Origin of the sequence: Pseudocitrobacter sp. RIT415 (assembly GCF_003057695.2) — a bacterium.
Lineage (GTDB): Bacteria > Pseudomonadota > Gammaproteobacteria > Enterobacterales > Enterobacteriaceae > Pseudocitrobacter > Pseudocitrobacter faecalis.
The window spans coordinates 77,460-102,012 of the sequence record NZ_QBJC02000012.1; the positions used below are offsets into that span (position 1 = coordinate 77,460).

Below are 24,553 nucleotides of genomic sequence, written 5' to 3' on the forward strand. Positions count from 1 at the left end.
TTATGGATTTACTGATTATTCTGACCTACGTGGCTTTCGCGTGGGCACTGTTTAAGATATTCAAAATTCCCGTTAATAAATGGACTATTCCAACGGCGGCATTGGGCGGTATATTTATTGTCAGCGGTTTAATTCTGCTTATGAATTATAACCATCCTTATACCTTTAAAGCGCAAAAAGCGGTGGTGTCTATTCCGGTTGTTCCGCTGGTTACCGGGGTGGTCATGGAAGTTACCGACAAGAAAAATACCCTGATTAAAAAAGGCGAGGTGTTATTTAAGCTTGATCCTACCCGCTATCAGGCGCGTGTAGACCGCCTGAAGGCCGATATTGTGACGGCGGAGCATAAACAGCAGGCGCTGGTGGCACAGCTTGATGAGATGATGGCCAACACGCAGCAGGCGAAAGCGACGCGTGACAAGCTGGCGAAAGATTACCAGCGCTATCTTCAGGGCAGCCAGGCCAAAGTGAACCCGTTCTCTGAACGCGATATTGACGCGGCGCGGCAAAATTATCTGGCGCAGGAAGCTTCGGTGAAGTCATCGGCGGCAGAACAGAAACAGATCCAGAGCGAACTGGACAGCATGGTGCTGGGCGAACATTCGCAAATCGCCAGCCTGAAAGCACAGCTTGCGGAAGCGCAATTTAACCTGGATCAGACGGTCGTTCGCGCCCCCAGCGACGGCTACATCACGCAGGTTCTGATTCGACCGGGAACCTACGCCGCCGCGCTGCCGCTGCGCCCGGTGATGGTCTTTATTCCTGACCAGAAACGGCAGATTATTGCCCAGTTCCGTCAGAACTCTCTGCTGAGGCTGGCGCCTGGCGACGAAGCCGAAGTGGTGTTCAATGCGCTACCGGGCCAGGTATTCAGCGGCAAACTGGCGGCCATCAGCCCGGCGGTACCCGGCGGGACTTATCAGTCGGCGGGGACGCTCCAGTCGCTGAATACGACGCCGGGCTCGGAAGGGGTGATTGCGACAATTGAGCTGGACGAAAATGCTGACCTCAGCGCGCTACCCGACGGTATTTACGCGCAGGCGGCGGTCTATTCCGACCACTTCAGCCATGTGTCGGTGATGCGTAAAGTACTGCTGCGTATGACCAGCTGGGTACATTACCTTTATCTCGACCACTAATTATCGTTTGCAGGCAGTTGCTGTGACGGCAACAGGCGCGTCACAGCAAGCTGCTTGCGTATTTCACTGAGCATAGCATCCAGAATAAACTGCACCCGCCAGGGCTGATATTCGCGCTTGCGGAAGATAGCCACCAGATCTAACCACCACTCCTGCTGGTCAGGGAAACAGGCTACCAACGTACCCGCCTGAATATCGTTTCTGACGCTCTCTTTGGGCGCAAAAACGATACCGAGATCGTTACGCGCCAGCTCCAGCGCAGATTGCGTATTATCGCAAACGTAATTGCCTTTTACCCGATAGTCGACGGCGGATTTATTTTCTCCGGTGCTAAATCGCCAGATATTCGAATCACCCATCATCATCGAATCAATCAAAATACATGAATGCTGAGCCAGTTCTTCCGGGCCATGGATCGGATGTTTATTTAGATAGCTTGGGCTGGCAAACGCGGTGACCGAATATTTCGTAATAAAACTGGCGACTAATGACTCATCTTTGGGTTGCGCATAAGTAATTAACACATCGCAATCATCCGGGAACTCCACACCATCATAAAACGCTTTCGGTTCCAGATTGTATGTTTTTAGCGAAAAGGTAATCTCACCAATATCCATAATGTTGGCAATGACATTTTTTGCCAGATAAGCGACTATCCCGGTGGGGGCGTAGACGGTCACCCGTCCACGTTTCTCATGCTTATAGTCAGCAATGAAATTATTAAGCTGCTCGTGTCTATCGAGCATGTCATTGATGTAGGGAAGCAAGGCCGTACCGAAAGGCGTCAGGGTCAGTTTTCGGGGGGAACGGTCAAAAACTTTAAGCCCAACTTTTGATTCAAAATCAGCAAGATACTTACTGACATTTGCCTGTGCAATGCCAAGAATTGTGGCGGCATGGCTAATATTTTCACTGGCCGCGATGACCGAGATAATCTTCAGTTCCCGGGGCTTAAGGTGTAAATTATTCATCGCTAGACCTGATATATATATGATTTTATATATTACTATATAAATATGCGCGTTGCATTGATGAATTTGTAAACATTATTATTCTCGCGCTTTATTTTTCCTATTTTAAAATGGACAGCCGGGAATGTTAAATACGTGCAATGCTACGGCGCTGATTGCTTTGTCGTTTATGGCAACTGCAACAGCGTCTGAATTATCTATTGGTGCGGGGGCGGTATATAACGAATCACCGTACCGCGGTTATAATGAAAATACTCATGTCGTGCCGTTAATCAGTTATGAGGGCGAATCTTTATATATTCGCCAGACGACCTTAGGTTACATTCTTTCAAAAAGTGAAAAGAATGAAATCAGTATCACCGCGTCATGGATGCCGCTGGAGTTTTCTCCTTCGGATAACGACGATCATGCAATGAGTCGTCTGGATAAGCGCGACAGCACCGCGATGGCGGGGGCCGCGTGGTATCACCACGAAAAATGGGGCAGCCTGAAGGTCTCTGCCGCGACCGATATTCTGGATAACAGCGATGGCTGGGTGGCAGAGATGTCACTCTTCCGTGTGATGCCGCTTGGTAAGCTGACGCTCACGCCTTCTGCGGGCGTCCTCTATTACGATAAAAGCTTTAACGACTACTACTATGGTATCTCTGCCGGGGAATCGCACCGTAGCGGGCTCTCGTCATATTCTCCTGACGACAGCTGGACGCCATACCTGGGCGTCGGCGCAAAATACCCGTTAACGAAGAACATCATTTTACAGGCGAGCGCGATGTACAGCGTGCTGCCGGATGACATCAAAAACAGCCCGATGGTCGATCGTGAAGACAGTTTTACCTTCCTGACCGGCGCGAGCTGGCATTTCTGATAAGTGTTTTAACCCGGCGAGTGTTGCCGGGTTAATACTGTGTTTTGCGAAGAGATTCGCATTCTAAGCTGCCTATTACACGCTTCCCTGTTTTTCTTTTCGAGCCACTTTCCTGAAGCAAAATCTCCTGGCTGCATCACGTTTAGCGCGGCGATATTGTGATGGAGGACGTAGGTGTGGTGTGTATTGTGTGTATAATTAAAAAAGGCAAGGATGTGAAGAGCGCGGAGGTTATTGCAATCCTGAAACAGCACGGCTGGGTACATGTTCGTACCCGGGGAAGCCATCAGCAGTTTCATCATCCCAGCCGAGCGGGACTGGTCACTGTACCGCATCCTCGCAAAGATATTAAACCAGGAACCCTGGCCCAGATTTGCCGCCAGGCCGGGATTAAAATGTAAATCACCAGGAGTTTTTATGTTCTATCCGGCTTATATACACACCGACCCCGATGGCAGCAGCAGTGGTTTTTTCCCTGATGTACCGGGTTGTTATTTCGCGGGGGATTCTCTTGATGACACTTTTCAGGATGCGCGAGGGGCGTTGGTTGCGCATTTTGAAGCGCTTTGTGAGCTCAATAAAGAATTGCCCTTACCGGGTTCTGTGGAGACGCATTTGGCTTGTGATCCACAAAACTATACCGGCGGGCAATGGTTGCTCGTCGACATCAATATGAATCAGTTTGAGGGCAGAGCCGAGCGGATTAACATCACTATGCCGAAACGGCTTCTGCAAAAGATTGACTCGTTTGTTCGTAACAATCCTGACTATGCCAACAGAAGCGCGTTTCTGGCTGAAGCTGCACGGCGAGTGTTGCCGGGTTAATCCAGCGTTTTCACCTCAAGCGGGCGGAAACGGCTGTAGATCCACAGTCCCAGGCAAGTGACGGAACCCAGGAATGCGGTAAAGAGAACGGTAACGAACAGGGCGCTGAATATCGCGGCAGGAAGCGCGAGAATGCCATGTACCGGCTGATCGTTCCATTTCACCATATCGGCGCCAAAGATCCCCATCACACCGCATACCACTGCAAAAATCTGCAATGGAATACCCAAGCCTATCAGCATCAGCCGATAGATGGATGACGGTTTGATGCGCTTCAGGGTGACATCGGTGCTGCTGTCCTTGCTCATTTTTATTTTCTCATGGGAAGGTAAAGTGGTGTGATTATATCATGAGGAAATGAGGCTGACCCGGCAAGCATCTGTTGTGCTGCCGGGTGAATGGCATCGTTTATTTCTCTTCGTTTACCCAGATACGCATCTCTCCTTCACCACGATTTGCCCAGCAAAACCAGGGTATAAAGGTGAGTGTTTGCGCCTGTCGGGTTGCGGGCGAAGCATCATAATGCCATAACGGCTGCTGCTGCGGGTCGACACTCGACTGTTTAAAGCCAGGTGCCTGAATGAGCACTTTATGGCTGAACAGCCCCTTACCTTCAAACGCGGTAAATTCAGCCTCTTTTGGTAGCCACACATTATGCAGCTCCTCGCCGTTATCGGCCTGTTCAAGGCAATAGACCAGCGGCCCACGTTGTACGGCCACTTTACCCGCCACGTGCCGCAGCAGTGGGTTACCATAGACGCGACGGATGGACATTGGGAGCGTGAGTTCGAGGGTATCACCTTCTTGCCAGCGTCGAGAAAGATGCCAATACCCCTTCATCACGGTTCCCTCAGCGGCAGCGCCATTAAGCGTCACCTGCGGGTTTACGCACCAGTCCGGCAGGCGTAGCGCCAGAGTATGCTGAACCGGCGTTGGCGAATCGATGACGATTTTCACCTGCTCCTGCCACGGATAGTTGCCGCTAATGGTTAAGCGAAGTGTTTCATTGCCAACAGGGATCTCCACGCTATTACCAATGTAGAGATTGATGTACAACGCTTCGTCGCGTGGCGTATAGATATAGTGACCAATGGAGGTCAGCACGCGGGCGATATTGGGCGGGCAGCAGGCACAGCCAAACCAGCGCTGACGAACAGGTTTGACGTGGTCGTAAATATGGTTAAAGTTCAATGACTTTGGATGCACTTCCAATGGGTTAACGTAGAAGAAATGCTTGCCATCCAGCGCCATTCCGCCGAGTACGGTATTGTAAAGTGCGCGCTCCATGACATCGGCATATTGGCTGTCGGCTTCCATTTCCAGCATGCGGCGGGCGAACATCATCAACCCAATCGAGGCGCAGCTTTCGGCGTAGACCGTGTCATTCGGCAGGTCATAGTCACTGCTAAAGGCTTCTCCGCTGCTTTGCGAACCAATGCCGCCCGTGATGTACAACTGTCGCTGGGCCATATTGTCCCACAGACGCAGGCAATCCTGGCGTTTGCCTTCATCGCGGCTTAAACGCGCGAGGTGTGCGACGCCCGTCATCAGGTACACAAAACGCACCGCATGACCGATTGCCTTCGGCTGTTCAGCAATGGGCTGATGCGCCTGGCTATAGGCTTTATCCTTCACCATCCATGCCGGGCCGTAAGTATGCCAGTAGGATGTTTTGCCACGTTTTTCGTACTCAATATCGTAAAAATGCGGTTGTTTTCCCCGCTCTTCAACGAAGTAGCGCACCAGTTCCAGATAGCGAGGTTCCTCGGTAACGTCATAAAGCCGCATCAGCGCCAGTTCAATTTCCGGGTGGCCTGGATAACCCTGTAGCTGGTTCTCACCTGGCCCAAAGACCGCATCGATATGATCGGCCAGCCGACAAACCACCTCAAGCAGACGCCGTTTACCTGTTGCCTGGAAAAAGGCGACGCCCGCTTCAATCATGTGTCCGGCGCAGTAGAGTTCATGGCATTCCGCCAGATTCGTCCAGCGCTCGCCCGGTGCTTTCACCGTAAAATAGGTGTTCAGATAGCCATCTTCGCACTGCGCTGCAGCCACTAACTCAATGACTTCATCCGCCGTTTTCTCAAGCGCTGCGTCCGGCTTCTGGCACAGCGACCAGGCGACGGCTTCCAGCCATTTCGCCACATCGCTATCCTGGAATACCATGCCGTAAAACTCCCCTGATTGTTGGCCTGCCGCGATGCGGAAGTTCTCTATGGCGTGGCTGGGTTCCGCTTCATCGATGCGGTCATTGAGGGCATCCCATTGATAAGGGATAACCACATCGCGCACCAGCTGCTGATACTGACCCAGAAACGGATCGTTCACTTTCAGATGGTGCAGGTCGACTTCCTTCACGGACATAACAGACTCCTTAAGACTGAACATGGCGGACGCGCAGGTCGGTGGAGATGCGCGCCATCATCGGATTGTTGAGCTTGCACACGCGAACCGTGAGCGCCAGAAGCAAGTGGAAGAGCGCGGGTAGCAGCGTCTCCATTGCAGTAATTCCCTGTAACGATGTAGCCGTTTGGTTTCCTGCCCCCGGCTGGTAGGCGACAAAGATAAAGACCAGGCTGATAATTCCGGCGCTGGATGCCCAGGCCAGTTTGATAAAGAAGAGATTGAACGCGAAGTTCATCCCGGAGGAGCGCACGCCGGTTTTCCATTCACCATAGTCATCGGAGAAGGCCATCAGCGAGAAATGCAGTGGCAGCGTGAAGCCGAGGATGATGCCATTCCCCAGGATCACCGCCAGCCATAGTGACTGATGAGACGGGCCTGCGGGTAAGAACCACATGCCAACCGCCAACGCCGCCAGCACCAGATTGGTGTAGTAGTAGAGTTTTACCGTATCAATACGACGCGAGAGAGGATTTACAACGATGGAGCCCAGAATGGAGGCAAACGTCACCATCGTGAAAAACAGCGAGGTATAGGCCGTGCTTCCCTGCAACACATAGGTGATGAAATACATATAACCGCCGCCACGTATGTTGAATACGTTGATCAGCAGGAAAGACATCAGCAGCATCAGCAGTAACTGGTCATTTTTACGCAGCCCGGCAATATGCTGACGTAGGGTAAATTTCCCCATCATGTCCAGCGAAACGCGTTCACGAACCCAGAAGAAACAGCACAGGAACATCACTACCGCGATGGCGCACAGTACACCTACGCCCAACTGCCAGCCCTGTGCCGCATTCCCCTGACCAAATTCGGCTACCATCCACGGCAGGCCAACCGAGACCAGAAAACCCGCCACGCCGCAAAGCACAAAGCGCCAGGACTGACATGAAATGACTTCACTGTGGCGCGTGGTCATGGTGTTGATCAGCGCGCAATAGGGCACGTTGATGGCGGTGTAGCTTACGGAAAGCAGCAGATAGGTGCCGAAAGCCCAGGCGATTTTGACGCCCATACTGGCATCGGGAACGGTAAAGGTCAGGATGCCAATTATCCCGATAGGCAGCGCTATCCATAGCTGCCAGGGGCGAAAGCGTCCCCAGCGGCTCTGCGTGCGGTCAGCCAGCACACCCATGATGGGATCGGAAATCGCGTCGAAAATACGTAACGCAATAAATAGTGTACCGACCAGCGCCGGTGTCAGACCAAAAATATCGGTATAGAAGAAGGTTAAAAAGTTCATGATCAGGCAGGTAATAATCGTTCCGCCAGCATCGCCAAGGCCGTAGCCTATTTTTTCGCGAATCGATAATTTATCGTCCAGCGCACGTTGCGCAACGTCACTGGTTGTTATAGGGGTAGAGGTCATCGGTAACTCCTCGCAATGTGGAGATATTGTTTTGTTTTATGACCTTTTTACTTTTGCCTGGAATAGAAAGGGCAACAAGGCAACAAAGAAGTATAAAAAGATGACGATTCCGACTTTAACGTAAAAGTGTGAAGCGGATCGAGCGAGACAATTATTTTTTATTAATAATCAATAATGAAGGGCGATTATTTGCTGAGATTTAGCGAGATATTTAATATTTATGCTCAATTTATCCATGACGCTTCCGATTAAAGTACAAAATGGCGGGTTATTTATCTCCCGCGGCGTTGGCCGTCATCCCGCGCGTAGGCTAAATTCCTGGGAGATTATTTTTGTTGAAAAAGGGACATTAACGATTCAGGAAGACAATTGTATCTTTAACGTTGTGGCGGGTGACAGTTTATTGTTATGGCCGGGGCGCAGGCACGTTGGTGTTGAGGACTTTCCGGCGGATTTAAAATTTTACTGGCTGCATTTTGAAGTTAACGCCTCTGATCAACTGCCTGCAAGTGATTCCACGTTAAACATTCCTCAACAAGTAACGTCACGAGACCCACAATATATTATTTCTCTGTTTCGCCAGTTCCTGCATGAGCAGGAGCGTATTGAGCGTAGCGGATCGCTGGAGTTGATTGCGCTGCTGATTTTGCAGCATATTGCATTTAGCAGTCAGGAAGGGGAAACGCAGGATGAAGAAAGTACGTCGCTGGCGTGGAAAGCGCAGCAACTGATTCGCACACGCTTTCACCTTATGCTCTCAACCTCGGTGCTGGCGAGGGAATTACACTGTAATGCGGATTATCTCGGGCGAATTTATCGGCGCGTTTTCCATCTGACGCTGACCGAGGCCATTCATCGTCAGCGAGTACGCGCGGCGGAGAAACTCCTGAGCAACAATGCCCGCTCGCTTAAAGAAGTTGCCGAGCAGTGTGGCTTCAACGACCCTGGCTATTTTCGCCAGATATTTCGTAAACATACCGGCCTGACACCCGCCGCGTGGAAGCGGCGGTATTGTAAGGAGCATATTAACTCTGGCTAAAGAGCTTACTGCCCGTAATAGGCCTTCGCCCCATGCTTACGCAGATAATGCTTATCAAGCAGCGTATTTTGCATTTCCGGCAACTGGGGGGCGAGCTGACGAGAGAACAGCCCCATATAGGCGCACTCTTCCAGAACCACGGCATTGTGAACGGCATCGGCGGCGTTTTTTCCCCAGGCGAACGGGCCGTGAGAATGCACCAGTACAGCAGGAACCTGCATTGGATTCAGCTCGCGCTCCTCGAAGGTTTTGATAATGACTTCACCGGTCTGATATTCGTATTCGCCGTTGATTTCATCGTCAGTCATCAGCCGCGTGCAGGGGATGGCACCGTAAAAATAGTCGGCGTGCGTCGTGCCCCACGCGGGGAGATCCAGCCCGGCCTGCGACCAGATCGTGGCATGGCGCGAGTGGGTATGTACAATGCCGCCGATTTCCGGGTAACGGCGATAGAGCGCCAGATGCGTTGGTGTGTCGGAAGAGGGTTTTTTACTCCCGTCAACGACCTGACCGGTGGCGATATCCACCACCACCATATCCTGCGCACTCATCACATCGTATTCAACGCCGGAAGGCTTAATCACCATCCGTTTACGGCTTTCATCAACGGCGCTGACGTTGCCCCATGTGAAGGTCACCAGGTGATGCGCAGGCAGCGCCAGATTTGCTGCCAGCACTTCTGCTTTCAATTGCTCTAACATGTGAATCCTCCTTCCTGCATGCGCGCTTCAATCCAGCGGCGCGCCTGAATAATTTCCAGCACCGGTTCTTTGGCTTTTTCCGTCCACATCTCAATCAGGAAGGCGCCGCGATAGTTGAGTTTTTGTAAGGTGTTAAAGACGCCGACAAAATCCACGCACCCTTCGCCAAACGGCACGTCGCGGAACTGGCCTGGGCTTTGCTCGGTAACTGGCTGCGTGTCTTTCAGGTGGATTGCGGCGATGCGGTCAATGCCTAACGCCAGCTCGGCGGGCACGTCGTTGCCCCAGGCGCTCAGGTTACCGACGTCCGGATAGACGCTGAACCACGGTGAAGAGAGCATCTCATCCCATTTCTTCCACTTGCTGATGGAGTTCATAAATGCGGTGTCCATGATCTCCACCGCCAGCATGACCTGTGCGGCAGCGGCTTGTTCAACCGCCCACGCCAGCCCTTCAGCGAAACGTTGCTGCGTACCTTCGTCATGCTCTTCGTAATAAACGTCATAACCGGCGAGCTGGATGGTACGAATGCCGAGGTCGCGCGCCAGTTTGATGGCTTTGCTCATGATCTCGCGTGCACGTTCGCGCACGTTTTCATCGCGGCTGCCAAACGGAAAACGGCGGTGTGCAGACAGACACATCGACGGGATCGCGACACCGGTTTCCAGCATCGCTTCGACCAGCGAGGCGCGTTGTGCGGTGCTCCAGTCGAGTCGGGACAGGCGTTCATCGGTTTCATCGACGGACATCTCGACGAAATCAAAGCCGCAGCTTTTAGCCAGCACCAGGCGTTCAGGCCAGCTGAGATCTTTCGCCAGCGCTTTCTCATAAATACCTAACGGGTGACGACGCATTATTTCTCTCCCCAGATGGCGTGGATCTGCGCGTGAAACTCCGCCGCGACCTGTGCGGGGTTCGCCGCGCCAGCCAGCGCTCGCCCGGCAATAAAGGCTTTGGCGTTGATCTCTTTAAATAGCGGCAGGTCAGCAGGCGTTACGCCGCCGGTGATGGAGAGTTCCAGCCCGATATCGGAGAGTGCTTTCATGCGCGACAGATCAGCTTCTCCCCACTGTTGCCCGCTGGCCTGCGCATCGCGCCCGCGATGATAGATAGCCTGACGGATACCGGCGGCGTACCAGGCGCGGGCGTCATCGAGCGTCCAGTTGCCGAACAGCTCAATCTGAATGTCGGCGTTGTGTTGTTGCGCCACCTCATGACCTTTAATCACGGTTGCCAGCGGGGCGGCACAGATAATGGTCATCCAGTTCGCCCCGGCGTTGAATGCCTGCTGTGCCAGCGTTTCACCGGCATCCGCGACCTTCCAGTCGGCAACAATAATTTTATCGGGGCATTGCTCGCGCAGCGCGCGAATGGCATTCAGGCCTTCGGTCAGGCAGAGTATGGTTCCGGCTTCGACGATATCCACATGGTCGCGCAGCAGCGCGACATCGCGCTGGGCGGCCTGAAGGCTGGTGTGGTCGAGCGCCAGTTGTAACAGAGGGATGCTCATGCGTTGTACTCCTTGATGCGGGCATGGAAGCCCTGAAGGGCTTCAATAAGAAATTGATAGTGCTGATATTTTTTTTGATAGGCTGCGTGTGCGGCGGCGTCGGGCTTCAGCGTGCGGAGGGTGAGCTGACGGGCGTGTTGCGCGGCGTGGAAATCGACGAAAAGGCCTGTTCCCACCTGCGCGGCCAGCGCAGCGCCATAACAGCCGGTCTCTTCCACCTGCGGCAGTTCGACCGTCAGGCCGCTGACGTCGGCAAGCATTTGCATCCAGACATCGGAGTGGGCCGGGCCGCCGGTGACGCGCAGGGCGTGAACGTCTGAGAAGCGTTCGCGCATCCGGTTGAGATGGGTCATGTGGCAGAACACCACACCTTCGTAAACGGCCTGAAGTAAGTGCGCGCGAGTATGTAGTGACTGCATGCCGTAAAAGCCGCTGGTCATCTCCAGCCCGGCGTTACTGCCGTAGAGAAAAGGCAGGAAAAAAAGGTCACTTCCCGCTTTTGGCAGGCTGGCAACGGACTGGTTTATCTCATCAAAGGAGATATCGCCCCATTGTGCGGTGAGCCATTCCAGATTGCCGGATGACGTGGGGCTGGCTTCGTGAACGATGTATTCGCCGTCATTCACATAGCGGCCATAAACATAAGGATGCGCTTCATGGTTGCGTAACCCTTGAGTGACACCGCTGGTCACCGCCCAGGTGCCCATCACGGCGTTAAGCGTGTGCTCATCTTCAAGGCCCGCGCAGAGTGCGGTGGAAACCACGTCAAACAATCCGCCGACAACGGGGGTTCCCGCCGCCAGACCGGTAATAGCGGCCGCCTGAGGGGTGATTTCCCCGCATATTTCTGCCGAGCCGACGACAGGAGGAAGCGCGTCGTCAATTTCGCTGATACCCAGCCAGCGCGTGAGTTGTGGATCGTAGCGCCCGCTGTCCATGTTGTAGAGATTGGATTCAGAGATATTGCTCTCTTCCGCGCCTTTCACACCGGTGAGGCACCAGCGCAGAAAATCGTGGCCCATCATCACGCAGCCGATTTGCGCATAACGCTGCGGCTCGTTCTCCTTTAGCCAGCGCAGCAGCGAAACGGGGTGACCGGTCCATAAGGTCTGGCGGGTGTGCGGGTAGAGTTTTTCCGGGATGCCATCCTGCTGCCACTGACGGACAATCTCCAATGCCCGGCGATCGGACGACAGAATTGCATTACCGAGCGGTTCATCGTTTTTATCGAGAGGAAACAGCCCTTTACCCTGAGCGGAAATGCCCACGCCTTGCACCTGATGGGGGCTGATGCCGCTGTTTTGTATTAGCCGACGAAGGGTGTCGGCGCAGGCCTGCCAGAGCGACGGCATTTCCCGCTCGGCATAACCCGGTTTTGGGCTGAGCGTCTGCAGCGACTGGCGCTCCACGCGGAACTCCTCTCCCTGGCGGTTATACAACCCGGCTTTCAGATAAGTACCGCCACAATCGATACCCAGCCAGAAGGTTTCTTTATCACTCATCATTCTTTCCCGTGTGCTGACGCGCCCGGCAAGCAGAGCCTACCGGGCGAATTTCTTATGCTGCGTGTTTGTGTGGTGTGACGGCTTTTGTTGGTGCTGCGCCGGCATCACATTTCGCTGGCAGCAGCAGGGCCATAATGGCCGCCAGTGCCAGAGATACCGCCAGGCAGTACACGCCAGCGTCTTTGCTGTAGAGGGTAATCAGCACGCCGACTGCATAGGGGCCGCAGAAGCCGCCGAGGTTGCCAAGGGCGTTAATCACGCCGCGCGCGCCACCGGCCATTTCCGCGCTGAACAGGCGTGCCGGAATGGTCCAGAACACACCCGCTGCGGATTGCAGGAAGAAACCACAGCCCACCAGAGCGGCATAGGCCAGCCAGACGTTCTCTTTCAGGGCGACAGAAAGGAACATGCAGAGCGCGAAACCGATCAGCGGCAAAGAGACGAACAGCTTGCGTTTGCCGGTTTTGTCCGACAGCGAGGAGAAAAGGAACATCCCGGCAATCGCGCCGACATAAGGCAGAATCGCCAGCATCCCCACCTGACCCATACTGGAGTGGGTTAACTCTTTGAGAATGGTTGGCAGCCACAGGGTGTAGCCATAAATACCGGTCTGATAGAAGAAGTTGAGCGCGATAAGCTGCCACATGGTTTTATCGGAAAGCACCGCGCTCAGTGATGCATTGCGGACTTCTTTACCGGCAATCGCCTGCTGCTCTGCGGCCAGCGTTTTCACCAGCCAGTTTTTCTCGGCTTCGCTAATCCAGCGCGCTTCCTGCGGACGGTCATAGATGGTCAGCGACCACAATACCAACACGGCGATAGAGAGCAGACCTTCAATGATAAACAGCCAGCGCCAGTCGAGAGCCGTGATGATCCAGCCCGAAAGCGGGGCCGTAACAATCCCGGCAATGGGAACGAACATAATAACAATCGCGTTCGCACGCCCCCGCTCGGCATCCGGGAACCAGTTACTGATCATGGTGAGCACCACCGGCAACATGCCGCCTTCTGCCACACCGAGTAAGAAACGCAGAACCAGTAATTGATACTGGTTGGTGATCACGCCCGTGAGGACGGAAATCACTGCCCAGGCGACCAGCGACCAGCCGATAAATTTCTTACCGCTACCGTGAACGGCAATTTTGCCGCCGGGAACCTGCAAAAAGAGATAACCAATAAAGAATATACCGCCCGCCAGCCCCGCCATGGTGGCGGAAATACCGAGCTCTTCATCCATGCCGCCTGGCATAGCAAAGGCGATATTGACGCGGTCCATATAGGAAATAATACAGGCGATCAGAATCGGTGGAATAATTCTGAGCCAGCGCTGGTGTGGTATTACTGTAGGTACAGATGATGAATTATTCATAATAAGGTTCTCATAAAGAGGATAAATGTTTTTATTATTAGATTTTCTGTAACTGGCTTATGCCGTCGCGCAGTATTTCTACGCGGTGGTTAACGGAGGCATTAGCATTAATTTCCAGTAATTTGATACCGGAAAATTGTAAGGTTGCAGGCCCCGCCGCATTAAAGAGTGATTTGGCGTGTTCCGCAGTCATTAAACTGTCCGGGCAGAAGGGCGCAAACGGCGCATGCAGATCCTGCCATTCTCCATATTCACCTTGTAATGTGGTGCCGGAGAACATCAGCGCGCGCAGTTTCCCGGCCTGTTTGGCCTTTAGCGTATGCTCAAGCGGTAATGTGGTGTTGCGGCCCTCAATGGCGGAACGCGCCCAGTTGATACAAACGCCCACGTCGCGATCGGCGAGGACATCCAGCACGTTTTCCAGCGGCAGAAAGCCTTTACGCGGTGCAGCGGAAGTCATCGCATCGCAATGTTCCAGCACCAGTTCGCACGGCCAGTCCCAGGCTGTAATCTCGTTGATTGAGCGGGCAAAAGCGTCTGTAGCCTGTTGGACGTTCCCGTTTCCTGCCTGCGGTGCAGCCTGCATTTCCAGCGCGATAACTTTGCCGGGGTGTACATTATTGACCGCCGTAATTTTATTGAGCAGATGGCGATAATATGCCACGCACTGCTGGCGCTGCTCTTCATCGGCAGAGGCCAGGCCAAAGGCACCGTTTCCTCCTCGGCGGCGCATGGTTTCCATGACGGCGGTGACCACGATTTGCCACTCACCAGGCGTGTGTTTTAACAACCATTCATCGCCAAAAGGATGGAGATTTTCCAGGCACGGTTGTTCCAGCCCGCGAATATGCGGCGTGTCGGCAAGCAGCTTCCAGAATTCAGCTTCCTGCTCTTCACTTTGCTGGTGGAATGACGGCGCGCAGGGATACGCGCCGATAATATAACCGGCGTTATGAGTCTTCATTTTTCGCTCCTGAAAATTGAGTTCGTTAATTCAGTGCCGACACCGCGACTTTAACCACGATTTTCCTTATTGGCGTTGCCCGGTTTTTATTACATGCCGGGCGATGAACATCTTGCGGGAAAAATATGGCGTAGCTTCCAGGAACCATTTCAATAAACGATTCGTTTTCGCTATGGTGATAGAAAATAATATCGCGCTGTTCAAGAAGTTCTTCGCTCACTTCATTATTGCCGGTGTCGATAGCAATACCGATTTTCTCTTCTCCCCATGCCAGAAACTGAATATCCAGATAGCGGCGATGTACTTCAGGGCGATTTTCATGGTGTTCGCGCGTGGTTAAATCGATTACCTGCGCAAAAATCGTTTTGCCGTCGATTTCCACAACGCCTGGTGAAAGCTGGCTGAAATCGGTCGTGCGCAGAAAATCGAGTGCGGTTTCAATCGCTGCCGGAAGCCGGCAGGGATTAGGCTGAGAAATATGACCAAAAATCATGGTGCATCTCCTTACAGGGCTTTAATTTTCGCCCACACGCTGTCGTCAACGGTAATGCCGTTGCGGCGGTTTTCTTCCAGCAGTCGGGTAAATTCATGGCCCGGCAGGCGAATGGCGACGTTTTCATCCGCGCGTTCGGCGTGGGTGACGTAATCCATGATGCGTTGCAGCTTGGCGTCGCGGGTTTCGCCGTCGATCAGTTTGTCGACTTCAATAGCGATGAAAATCTGCGAGATACCGTATTCGTCGCTGTTGTCTTCGGTGACTTCGGCAACGGACGCGCCGTTAGAGAGCAGGGTGGCTATCATATCCAGCACGATAGAGAGGCCGGAACCTTTCCAGTAACCCATCGGCAGAATGCGGCGATTTTTCTCAATCACGCCCGGTTCTTTGGTGAGATTGCCTTCGTCGTCAAAGCCGCCATCCACCGGTAGCTGGCGACCCGCCAGGCGGTTCACTTCCAGCATGCCGTAAGAGAACATCGACATCGACATATCCACCATGGTGATCGGCGTGGAAGGAATCGCGACAATCAGCGGGTTGGTGCCGATGTTGCACGCTTTCGCGCCCCAGGAGGGCATGACCGCGATGGAGTTTGTCCAGCAAATACCAATGTAGCCTTTCTCCGCCGCCTGCCAGCCGTAGCTGCCGCCGCGCATCCAGTGGTTGGCGTTACGCACCGCAACCAACCCAATACCGTGATCGGAAGCCAGTTCAATGGCGCGATCCATCATCTTTTTCGCCGTCAGGTTGCCGATAGAACGCTGTGCGTCCCACTGCTCAATCGCGCCAAGGCTGGTAATGCGCTCGGGTAAGGCGTCGGGAATGATGTCGCCGTTTTCCAGTTGTTGGATAAAGCGCGGGAAGCGGTTTACGCCGTGTGAATAGACGCCTGACTCGGTGGTGCGGGCGAACATGTCGGCACAGGCTTCTGCCGTATCTGCCGCGACGCCACGCGCCAGCAGGACGCGGGTGAACTCGTTTTTCAGGTCTGCAAAGCTAACTAACATACGTCATCTCCAGTACATCTTACTCGATTTTTCATCAGCGCAAGCATCCGTTTGGAAGCTGTTTCTGTGTGCTTGTTGATCTGTATATTTCACATTGCGAAATCTGATTTCAAATATAGCGATCGTTTTTTAACAAAGCAATCTGTTCCATATTTTTCAAAACACCGTAAAATCAAATGATTACAAATTTTCTGTCCAGATCGTGAACTGAGCCACACTTTGCGCTACCATCAGAGCGCGATAAAAACGGGAGCAGCGGCATGAGCGATAAAGAGAGTGAGATGACGTCGGAAAAAGAGCGGCCAGCAGGAAGCCAGAGCCTGTTTCGTGGGTTGATGTTGATTGAAATTCTGAGTAACTATCCCAACGGTTGCCCGCTGGCGCACTTGTCTGAGCTGGCTGGGTTAAACAAGAGTACCGTTCACCGCCTGCTGCAAGGTTTGCAGTCCTGCGGTTATGTGACGCCCGCGCCTGCCGCCGGAAGCTATCGGCTGACCACTAAATTTATCGCCGTCGGGCAAAAGGCGCTCTCGTCGCTCAATATCATTCACGTTGCCGCGCCGCATCTTGAGGCGCTGAACCTTGCGACGGGTGAAACGGTGAACTTCTCCAGCCGTGAAGACGATCATGCGATTTTGATTTATAAGCTGGAACCGACCACCGGCATGCTGCGTACGCGTGCCTATATCGGCCAGCACATGCCGCTCTACTGCTCCGCAATGGGCAAAATTTACATGGCGTTTGGCCATGCGGATTACGTCGAAAGCTACTGGGAAAGCCACAAGGAACAAATTCAGCCGCTGACCCGCAATACCATTACCGGCCTGCCGGCGATGTACGATGAGCTGGCGCAAATTCGCGAAAGCAGCATGGCGATGGACCGGGAAGAGAATGAGTTAGGCGTGTCCTGTATCGCGGTGCCGGTGTTTGATATTCATGGCCGCGTGCCTTATGCCATCTCGATTTCGCTCTCGACGTCGCGCCTTAAACAGGTCGGCGAGAAAAACCTGCTCAAGCCGCTGCGTGAGACGGCGCTGGCTATTTCTAACGAACTCGGTTTTAGCGTTCGCAGCTAGCGTTTCAGGCATACCGCCAGATCCTCTCTGGCGTCTGACAAAAAACACGCCTTTCCCGCGTGGGATCAAAGTGCTCCTGTCATCCGCTCTGGCACTCTTAAGGCTGGAGCCCCGGATGGAGTGGAGAATGAACCCGTTTATTGTTGCGGATGCGCAGAAGTGCATCGGTTGCCGTACCTGTGAAGTGGCCTGCGTGGTGTCGCATCAGGCGGAACAGGATTGCGCAGCCGTGTCGCGTGAGGCTTTCCTTCCCCGCATTCAGGTGGTGAAGGGCGATACGTTCTCGTCTGCCGTGGCGTGCCATCAATGTGAAGATGCGCCATGCATGAACGTGTGCCCAACGGGGGCGATTCGCCGTGAAAAAGAGTACATTTCCGTTGAACAGCAGCGCTGCATTGGCTGTAAAAGCTGCATGGTGGCGTGCCCGTTTGGCGCGATGCGTGTGGTGGTGCAGAATGCGCGGCCCCAGGCGATTAAGTGCGATTTATGTCAGCATCGCGCGCAGGGGCCTGCGTGTGTTGAGGCGTGTCCGACATCGGCATTGCGCTGTGTGGACACAAGCCGAATAAAGGTGAATTCGGCATTTGTCTGATGGTTAACGGGGCCTGCACTGGAGCAGGCCCGTTACGGGTCAGATGCAGTTACTTTCCTGCCACGCGCGTTCCACTTCTTCCGCCAGAATTTTCACACCAGCTTCAATTTTATCCGGCTCCGGCACGTAGTTCATGCGCATGCACTGATGCGTATGCGGCCACGGTTTTTCCAGCCCCGGGAAGAAGTAGTCGCCAGGCACCATCAACACGCCGCGTTTTTTCAGGCGCTGATAGAGCAGTTCGGTGGTAATCGGTAAATCTTTAAACCACAGCCAGAGGAAGATTGCGCCTTCTGGTTTGTGGATCAGGCAGCGTTCTTCCGGCAAATAGCGGCGAATAATGGCGATCGTTTCCTGAACGCGCTGATAGTAGAACGGTTTGATGACCGTTTCTGACAGCTTGAGGAGATCGCGACGTTTAATCATTTCACACATCATCGCCGGGCCCATTCCGCCTGGCGCAAGGCTGATAATGCCGTTCATGTTGCTGATGGCGGTGATGATTTCTTCGTTGGCGATGATGATCCCGCAGCGACTTCCCGGCAGGCCCAGTTTGGAGAGGCTCATGCACAGCACAATGTTCGGGTTCCACAGTGGGCGTGCTTCGCTGAAAATAATGCCCGGGAACGGCAGGCCGTAGGCGTTATCAATCACCAGCGGAATGCCATGTTGATTCGCCAGCGCGTCCAGACGCAGCACTTCTTCATCGGTGATGACGTTGCCGGTTGGGTTGGTAGGGCGCGAGACGCAAATCATCCCCGTCTCTTCATTAATCGGCAGGCGGTCAAAATCGACGTGATATTTAAACTGGCCGTCTGGCAGCAGCTCGATATTCGGGCGCGTAGAGACGAACAGCTCATCTTCCAGGCCGGAATCGGCATAGCCGATATACTCCGGCGTCAACGGGAACAGCACCTTGCGGGTGGTGCCGTCAGCGCGGCGACCGGCGAAGAGATTGAACAAGTAGAAAAACGCGCTCTGGCTGCCGTTTGTCAGTGCAATATTCTGCGGTTCAATATCCCAACCTAATTCTTCGCGCAGCATTTCGGCCAGCGCCGAGAGTAGTTCACTTTTCCCCTGAGGACCGTCGTAATTACATAGCGCATCCGTGGCTTTACCGCTTTCAAGCATATCCGCCAACAGGTTGTTGAAGTACGCATTCATCTGGGGGATTTGCGCGGGGTTACCGCCGCCGAGCATGATTGCGCCTGGTGTGCGCAGGCCATCGTTCAGGTCTTCCATCAGGCGCGTAATGCCTGAATGGCGGGCGAATTTATCGCCGAAAAGTGAAAATTTCATCGCGGATCATCAACTGCCATTGCTGTAAAGAGGCTCACCATAACGCCACCGTCCACGCGGTGCAAATGGCTTAACGTCAGGCGTGTCGGAATAACCGGCTACGAATATCTACGTATATGGAGCTTTATGTTGTGGTGGCCCGCTCTGGGGAGAACGGGCCGAATAGCGGATTTTTAGCGATTCCCGGCCCAGATAATCATCACTTTATCGTCACCGTTTTGCCGCACGAATCCATAGCCCTGCGGGAGCGTCAGCGTCGTTTGTGTACCCGCACCCACCGCCGGATGGCGCGCGCGGAACTGGCCTAAACGCTGCCAGTGCGCGACGCTTACGGCAGATTTCCCGCTGATATCCTGCCAGTTCATCTCTGAGCGCGTACCCTGAAGCGGGTCAGAGCCGGTTGGGCCAAACGGACGATTCGACTCGTCGCCATAGAAGATTTGCACCGCACCGGGGGCCAGCAGCAAAAGCTCGGCGGCGTTATTACCTTTCTCGCGGAACAGGCGGGTGTCATGCGATGAAAGATAGCTCAGCACATTAAACGACTGTAATTTGTCGGCCATCTGTTGCCAGGTGAGGTCGATATTCGCCAGGCAATCTGCCGCCTTCGCCGCCTGATCCTGATAATCGAAGTTAATCATCGCGTCGAAGCCGTGGCGGTAATAGTCGCTCTCCATCACGCCGTGGCCCCAGGCTTCGCCGGTCATCCAAAAGGGGGCGTTATCCAGCGCTTTGTCCGGGTTCGCTTTTTTCCACTCTGCCAGCGCCTGGCTGGATTGCGTCTTCAGTTGCTGCCAGCCCGCCATTTCTATATGTTTGGCGGTGTCCACGCGGAAACCGTCGATGCCGTAATCGCGTACCCATTGGCTCAGCCAGTGGGTGAGGTAATCGCGCGGCGTGAAGCCGTCTAGCGCTTTGGCCTGCGTATCGGGCTTATGGACATAGAAATTGGGCAGACCCACGGCGGCGGTGGATTCGGTTTTTAAATCTGGCAGGAAAGCCAGCGACATGGTGAGATCGTCAAAACCGGGGCTGTCGTAGTCGCCGATATCGGTGCGGATCCAGCCTTTACCCCACCATTTTTCCCATGCGGCTTTATCGCTGAAGTTGATGTAATCGTTAAAACTATGCCAGGTTTGACCTGGGCCCGGCGTCCAGTCTGTCCAGTTCTTGCCGAGCGTTTTTTCGATATCGTTACCTTCCAGATACAGCGCGCCAAACTGGAACTGCTGCATATCGGCGAGCGTGGCATAGCCCGTGTGGTTCATCACCACGTCAAACAGAATGCGCATGCCGCGCTGGTGTGCACCGTCAACCAGATTTCGTAGATCGTTTTCGTCACCCATATTGGCGTCGAGTTTTGTCCAGTCCTGGGTGTAGTAGCCATGATACGCGTAGTGGGGGAAATCACCTTTCGTGCCACCACCCACCCAGCCGTGAATTTGCTCCAGTGGGGAGCTAATCCACAGCGCGTTTACGCCCAACTGTTGCAGGTAATCGAGCTTGCTGGTGAGCCCTTTCAGATCACCGCCGTGGAAAGTGCCTATCTCCTGCATGCCATCTTTGCGACGACCATAGCTGTTGTCGTTACTCGGGTCACCGTTAACAAAACGGTCGGTCAGTACGAAATAGACCGTGGCGTTATGCCAGCTAAAGGGGGCAGGTTTGGTGGTGTCTGCGCTTTCCAGAAGCAACAGGCCATTGCTTTCTGGTGCTGGCTGCAGAGTGATTTTTCCCTGTTTTACCTGCACCGTTTGGCCGCTGTAGAAATCCCGCACGTTACTGCCTTCGGCGAAGGTGTGGCTGACGTCAAGGGTTAACGGTTTGCCATCCCAGCGCGGACACTGGCGAATCGCGGCCTGTGTGCTACTGCCCTGAGCTGCACTTTGAACTGAAATCGACAGCGTCGGCGTGCCGGAGCGGGTGTCTATCTCCAGTTGATAATTGCCGTCACGGAAGATGCGCCACTGGGGCGCATCGCCCTTGCAGGGCACCAGTGAGAGCATCTGATTAAGCTTAATGCCTGCGGCAGGCTGCCAGCACTGTTGGTCAAAATTTAATGTCAGAGGGCGAGTACCCTTCGCGAGTGTTTTTTGGCTGACGAATTTGCCGGTGCCTTCAGGGGTAAATGCCGGGAAGTCATTCACTGTCCAGGCGGCGAAGGCGTAGGTCGGAAGCAGTAGCGGTACAAGCACAGCGAGTTTCATGTCGGGTCCTGTCGCGGTTTTTTTCAACAGTGTGGCAGCAATTCGCGGTGCAGGCCTCATCCCCTCAGGGGGAGGATAAAAAGGGGTGAGTGACGGGCGTCAAAATTCAGTAAAAAGTGCGATAACCGTATCATTTCTAATGATTACTATTAGGACTATGGTTTTTGCCCATGGCAAAGTTGTGCCATTGTTTAGGACTAAGACTATTCAGCAAGGTGCGCAGGCGGGCTATTTTTGGTATGATTTGAGATTCAACTCTCAATTTCGAGACAAAAATAAGGTGTTGGAATGCATAAATCCGACCAGGAGACCTAATGATATCGACTCCCATTCGACGATATGGGGCAGCGATACTTATGTTACTCACCATGATTTTTTCTGGTGGGGTGTTAGCGAAGACTCACACAGTAACAGAGCATCATAAAGCCTCAGTTAAAAAGGTTAGTAGTACTAAGGTTAGCAGTAAACAAGAGTATTCTCGCAATAGTGTAAAGAGCAGTTCACTTCCTGATTTGCGAAAATACCCTTCCGGAACCCCAAGGAAAAGAGCGTTTCTCCGGACGGTAATGCCTTATATTACAAGCCAAAATGCAGCAATCACTGCCGATCGTAACTGGTTGATTTCAAAACAGTACGAAGGCCGCTGGTCGCCGTCTGAGCGTGCGCGTTTGAAAGATATCACTACGCGCTACAAGGTGAAGTGGAACGGTAATACCCGCAAGGTGCCGTGGAATTCACTGCTTGAACGCGTCGACATCATTCCAGGCAGCATGGTTGCCACCATGGCTGCGGCAGAAAGTGGTTGGGGGACGTCAAAACTGGCGCGCGCCAACAACAATCTGTTCGGGATGAAGTGTGGTTCCGGCAAGTGTAAAAATGGTTCCGGTAAAGTGAATGGCTACTCGCACTTTGATTCTGTCAAAGCGTCTGTCCAGGCCTACGCGATGAACCTGAATACCCATCCGGCATACTCGTCATTCCGTAAGTCTCGCGCGCAGTTGCGTAAGATGGACCAGGAAGTGACCGCCAGCGCAATGATTCATAAGCTGAAGGGTTACTCCACCAAAGGTTCGAGCTACAACAACTATCTGTTCGCGATGTACCAGGATAACCAGCGTCTGATTGCGGCGCATATGTAATCCTCGACAGGAATGCTAAAGGGAGCGAAAGCTCCCTCAGATTGCTGACAAAGTGCGCTTTGTTCTTGCCGGATGCGGCGGAAACGCCTTATCCGGCCTACAAAATAGTGCAAATTCAATATATTGCAGAACCCTTGTAGGCCTGATAAGCGCAGCGCATCAGGCAATGTTGCGTTTGTCATCAGTCTCGGGGAGCGAAAGCTCCCTTTTTTACGCCTCTAACAATGCATTCTCCAGCATATCCAGAAACGGCCTTAATCCTCCAGGCTGATACTCCCGCGACAAATACATACCATAAATTCCCAGCTTGGCCGGTTCATACTCCGCCAGCAGCGGTACCACACTTCCTTTCGCCAGGGCGTCTCTGGCTTCCATTTCCGGCACCATCGCAATGCCACACCCAGCTACGGCGGCATCCAGTAACACTGTTGAAATCGTGGCGCTGAAATTGCCGCTGATGTCGACCGACACCGCTGTTCCTTCGGAAGTCGTAAAGTGCCAACTCTGCCCGGCGAAACGGCTGTAGTGCAGACAGTTATGATGGGCGAGATCGGCAGGCGTTAGCGGCGTGCCATGGTGGGCCAGATAACCCGGAGAAGCGCAAAGTACTGAACGACACTCGCCCAGGCGGCGGGCAATGGTGCCTGGTTCCGGGTTATTGGTAATACGCACGGCCACGTCAATGCGCTCGCTCACCAGGTTCACCGGATGGTTGTTCACATCCAGCTCCAGACGTAGTGCCGGATAACGCGTCAGAAATTCGCTGACAATCGGCCCAATGATGCAGGTGGCGGTCAGGTGCGCACAGGCAACGCGCAGCACGCCAGAGGGTTCATTCTGCTGGTTACGCAGCTCAATTTCCTGCGCCAGCTGAATCAGATGGCGGGTCTTAAGCAAGATTTCTTCGCCCGCAGGCGTCAGTGTCAGACGGCGCGAAGTGCGATGAATCAGGCGCGCGCCCGCCCACTGTTCCATCTGTTCCAGATAGCGGCTGACCATGGGGCGCGAAATTCCCAGCGCGCGTGATGCGGCGCTCAGGCTGCCCAGTTCGCAGATGCGATTAAATACGCGTGCGGCGGTGACTCTGTCCATGAACGGCTCCAGCTGATCGTTTTATGAAACCAAGCATATCGGTTTTCGGGAATTCTGACAGGTGGTGAAATCCGTAAAATGGACGGTCTCACACATAACAACATCAGGTTCATCATGAAACGTGCATTCACCGCCATCGCCGCCCTTGTCATCAGCAGCACGGCTTTTGCCGCCCCGCTGACGATGAAGACCTACAACCCTCAGGAAAATGCCGTTTTCCCGGTCTCGTCAACGCTGGTCTATGGCCCCTCGGAAGCTGTATTGTTTGATGCCCAGTTCAGCGTGAAAGACGGTGAAAAGCTGGTCGCCATGATTCGTGAAAGCGGTAAAAAACTCTCGCGCATTGTGATTACCTCGGGTGATCCTGATTTCTATTTTGGCCTTGAGCCGATAGTGAAAGCCTTCCCGAATGTAGAGATCGTTGCGACGCCAGCGGTGGTCTCTCACATTGAGGCTACGCGTGATGCGAAGCTGGCCTACTGGGGGCCACAACTGAAAGCGGATGCGCCGCATCAGCTGTATACGCCAAAACCGCTCCACGACATGCGTTTCACCATTGATGGCGAAGCGGTCGAAATCAAACATCCGGAAAGCTATGCCGCCTACGTTTGGATCCCGGCGAATAAGGCGATTCTTGGCGGCACCGGCGTGGCGTCCGGCATTCATATCTGGAGCGCCGATACACAGACCGTGACGCGCCGTAATGAATGGCGCAGCGTGCTGAAAGCGATGCAGGCCGAGCAGCCGCAAACGGTGATCCCCGGCCATTACCTCGGCAAGCTGCCATCCGGGGCGAAAGCCATCACCTTTACCCTTGATTATCTGCAGAAATTTGAGCTGGCGCTGAACAGCCAGAAAGATTCTGCAGGTGTTATCAAGGTGATGAAAAAGGCGTATCCGGATCTCGCTGATGAGAGTTCGCTGGAACTGAGCGCAAAGGTCAATACCGGCGAGATGGCATGGAAGTAAGCCGGACGCG

The 24,553-nt window shown here is 53.7% G+C and carries 24 protein-coding genes; 9 read left to right on the forward strand and 15 right to left on the reverse strand.

Annotated features, from left to right (window positions below):
• Positions 1–2 precede the first annotated feature (2 nt).
• Positions 3–1,139, forward strand: coding sequence for an HlyD family secretion protein (locus DBY68_RS13510; RefSeq protein WP_108476494.1), 1,137 nt, complete (start codon positions 3–5; stop codon positions 1,137–1,139).
• Here the strand turns inward: DBY68_RS13510 and DBY68_RS13515 are convergent.
• Entirely contained in the window at positions 1,136–2,110 is a 975-nt protein-coding gene (locus DBY68_RS13515) for a LysR family transcriptional regulator (RefSeq protein ID WP_108476493.1), read from the reverse strand. The genes DBY68_RS13510 and DBY68_RS13515 overlap by 4 nt on opposite strands.
• A 124-nt stretch (positions 2,111–2,234) precedes the next feature.
• Between DBY68_RS13515 and DBY68_RS13520 the strand changes: the two genes are divergently transcribed.
• The 3 genes from DBY68_RS13520 to DBY68_RS13530 all read left to right on the forward strand — a co-directional run bounded on the left by DBY68_RS13520 (position 2,235) and on the right by DBY68_RS13530 (position 3,800).
• On the forward strand, positions 2,235–2,975 hold the full coding sequence (locus DBY68_RS13520; RefSeq protein ID WP_108476492.1) for a MipA/OmpV family protein: 741 nt from the start codon (positions 2,235–2,237) through the stop codon (positions 2,973–2,975).
• A gap of 215 nt (positions 2,976–3,190) precedes the next feature.
• Positions 3,191–3,376: a type II toxin-antitoxin system HicA family toxin gene (locus DBY68_RS13525; RefSeq protein ID WP_015962514.1), complete on the forward strand. Its 186-nt coding sequence runs from the start codon at positions 3,191–3,193 to the stop codon at positions 3,374–3,376.
• 16 nt (positions 3,377–3,392) lie between these two features.
• Positions 3,393–3,800, forward strand: a complete 408-nt coding sequence (locus DBY68_RS13530) for a type II toxin-antitoxin system HicB family antitoxin (RefSeq protein ID WP_108476491.1) — start codon at positions 3,393–3,395, stop codon at positions 3,798–3,800.
• Here DBY68_RS13530 and DBY68_RS13535 read toward each other — a convergent pair.
• From DBY68_RS13535 to DBY68_RS13545, 3 genes are all read right to left on the reverse strand, one after another.
• Positions 3,797–4,108, reverse strand: a complete 312-nt coding sequence (locus DBY68_RS13535) for a hypothetical protein (protein ID WP_108476490.1) — start codon at positions 4,106–4,108, stop codon at positions 3,797–3,799. The two genes, DBY68_RS13530 and DBY68_RS13535, sit on opposite strands and share 4 nt — an antisense overlap.
• A gap of 100 nt (positions 4,109–4,208) precedes the next feature.
• Entirely contained in the window at positions 4,209–6,167 is a 1,959-nt protein-coding gene (locus DBY68_RS13540) for a glycoside hydrolase family 127 protein (protein ID WP_108476489.1), read from the reverse strand.
• 10 nt (positions 6,168–6,177) lie between these two features.
• Positions 6,178–7,578, reverse strand: a complete 1,401-nt coding sequence (locus DBY68_RS13545) for an MFS transporter (protein WP_108476488.1) — start codon at positions 7,576–7,578, stop codon at positions 6,178–6,180.
• 220 nt (positions 7,579–7,798) lie between these two features.
• Between DBY68_RS13545 and DBY68_RS13550 the strand changes: the two genes are divergently transcribed.
• A complete protein-coding gene (locus DBY68_RS13550) occupies positions 7,799–8,617 on the forward strand; it encodes a helix-turn-helix domain-containing protein (protein ID WP_108476487.1) in 819 nt (272 codons plus the stop codon).
• A 5-nt stretch (positions 8,618–8,622) separates the two neighbouring features.
• On the opposite strand, the gene araD is transcribed toward DBY68_RS13550, so the two are convergent.
• Genes araD through yiaK form a run of 8 tightly spaced genes read right to left on the reverse strand, consistent with a single transcriptional unit; the run spans position 8,623 to position 16,169 of the window.
• Positions 8,623–9,318 (reverse strand): L-ribulose-5-phosphate 4-epimerase, encoded by a 696-nt coding sequence (gene araD, locus DBY68_RS13555; RefSeq protein ID WP_108476486.1) that lies wholly within the window; start codon positions 9,316–9,318, stop codon positions 8,623–8,625.
• Positions 9,312–10,172, reverse strand: coding sequence for an L-ribulose-5-phosphate 3-epimerase (locus tag DBY68_RS13560; protein ID WP_108476485.1), 861 nt, complete (start codon positions 10,170–10,172; stop codon positions 9,312–9,314). The genes araD and DBY68_RS13560 overlap by 7 nt, the downstream gene beginning before the upstream one ends.
• The gene (gene ulaD / locus DBY68_RS13565; RefSeq protein ID WP_108476484.1) at positions 10,172–10,828 is read right to left on the reverse strand and encodes a 3-keto-L-gulonate-6-phosphate decarboxylase UlaD; all 657 of its coding nucleotides are present in this window, start codon (positions 10,826–10,828) and stop codon (positions 10,172–10,174) included. The genes DBY68_RS13560 and ulaD overlap by 1 nt, the downstream gene beginning before the upstream one ends.
• Complete coding sequence (locus DBY68_RS13570) at positions 10,825–12,330, reverse strand: FGGY-family carbohydrate kinase (protein ID WP_108476483.1); 1,506 nt, start codon at positions 12,328–12,330, stop codon at positions 10,825–10,827. Before DBY68_RS13570 ends, ulaD begins: the two co-directional genes overlap by 4 nt.
• Positions 12,331–12,385: 55 nt before the next feature.
• Positions 12,386–13,702, reverse strand: a complete 1,317-nt coding sequence (locus DBY68_RS13575; protein WP_108476482.1) for an MFS transporter — start codon at positions 13,700–13,702, stop codon at positions 12,386–12,388.
• Positions 13,703–13,739: 37 nt separating this feature from the next.
• Positions 13,740–14,666, reverse strand: a complete 927-nt coding sequence (locus DBY68_RS13580; RefSeq protein WP_108476481.1) for a DUF4862 family protein — start codon at positions 14,664–14,666, stop codon at positions 13,740–13,742.
• Positions 14,667–14,691: 25 nt separating this feature from the next.
• Positions 14,692–15,159: a YhcH/YjgK/YiaL family protein gene (locus DBY68_RS13585; RefSeq protein ID WP_108476480.1), complete on the reverse strand. Its 468-nt coding sequence runs from the start codon at positions 15,157–15,159 to the stop codon at positions 14,692–14,694.
• Positions 15,160–15,170: 11 nt separating this feature from the next.
• Positions 15,171–16,169, reverse strand: coding sequence for a 3-dehydro-L-gulonate 2-dehydrogenase (yiaK, locus tag DBY68_RS13590; protein WP_108476479.1), 999 nt, complete (start codon positions 16,167–16,169; stop codon positions 15,171–15,173).
• A 260-nt stretch (positions 16,170–16,429) separates the two neighbouring features.
• Between yiaK and yiaJ the strand changes: the two genes are divergently transcribed.
• Together yiaJ and DBY68_RS13600 are read left to right on the forward strand one after the other, a co-directional pair.
• Positions 16,430–17,245 carry an IclR family transcriptional regulator YiaJ gene (gene yiaJ / locus DBY68_RS13595; protein WP_108476478.1) on the forward strand — a complete coding sequence of 272 codons (816 nt, stop codon included), beginning with the start codon at positions 16,430–16,432 and terminating at the stop codon, positions 17,243–17,245.
• Positions 17,246–17,372: 127 nt separating this feature from the next.
• Positions 17,373–17,837 carry a 4Fe-4S binding protein gene (locus DBY68_RS13600; RefSeq protein WP_108476477.1) on the forward strand — a complete coding sequence of 155 codons (465 nt, stop codon included), beginning with the start codon at positions 17,373–17,375 and terminating at the stop codon, positions 17,835–17,837.
• Between the two features lie 39 nt (positions 17,838–17,876).
• Here the strand turns inward: DBY68_RS13600 and avtA are convergent, their stop codons facing one another.
• On the reverse strand, positions 17,877–19,136 hold the full coding sequence (gene avtA / locus DBY68_RS13605; RefSeq protein ID WP_108476476.1) for a valine--pyruvate transaminase: 1,260 nt from the start codon (positions 19,134–19,136) through the stop codon (positions 17,877–17,879).
• A 173-nt stretch (positions 19,137–19,309) separates the two neighbouring features.
• Positions 19,310–21,343 (reverse strand): alpha-amylase, encoded by a 2,034-nt coding sequence (locus DBY68_RS13610; protein ID WP_108476475.1) that lies wholly within the window; start codon positions 21,341–21,343, stop codon positions 19,310–19,312.
• 314 nt (positions 21,344–21,657) lie between these two features.
• Between DBY68_RS13610 and DBY68_RS13620 the strand changes: the two genes are divergently transcribed.
• Complete coding sequence (locus tag DBY68_RS13620) at positions 21,658–22,482, forward strand: protein bax (protein WP_108476474.1); 825 nt, start codon at positions 21,658–21,660, stop codon at positions 22,480–22,482.
• 210 nt (positions 22,483–22,692) lie between these two features.
• Here the strand turns inward: DBY68_RS13620 and DBY68_RS13625 are convergent, their stop codons facing one another.
• Positions 22,693–23,574, reverse strand: a complete 882-nt coding sequence (locus DBY68_RS13625) for a LysR family transcriptional regulator (protein ID WP_108476473.1) — start codon at positions 23,572–23,574, stop codon at positions 22,693–22,695.
• 114 nt (positions 23,575–23,688) lie between these two features.
• On the opposite strand from DBY68_RS13625, the gene DBY68_RS13630 reads away from it, so the two are divergent.
• A complete protein-coding gene (locus DBY68_RS13630; protein ID WP_108476472.1) occupies positions 23,689–24,543 on the forward strand; it encodes a Vmh family MBL fold metallo-hydrolase in 855 nt (284 codons plus the stop codon).
• The last annotated feature ends 10 nt before the right edge of the window (positions 24,544–24,553 follow it).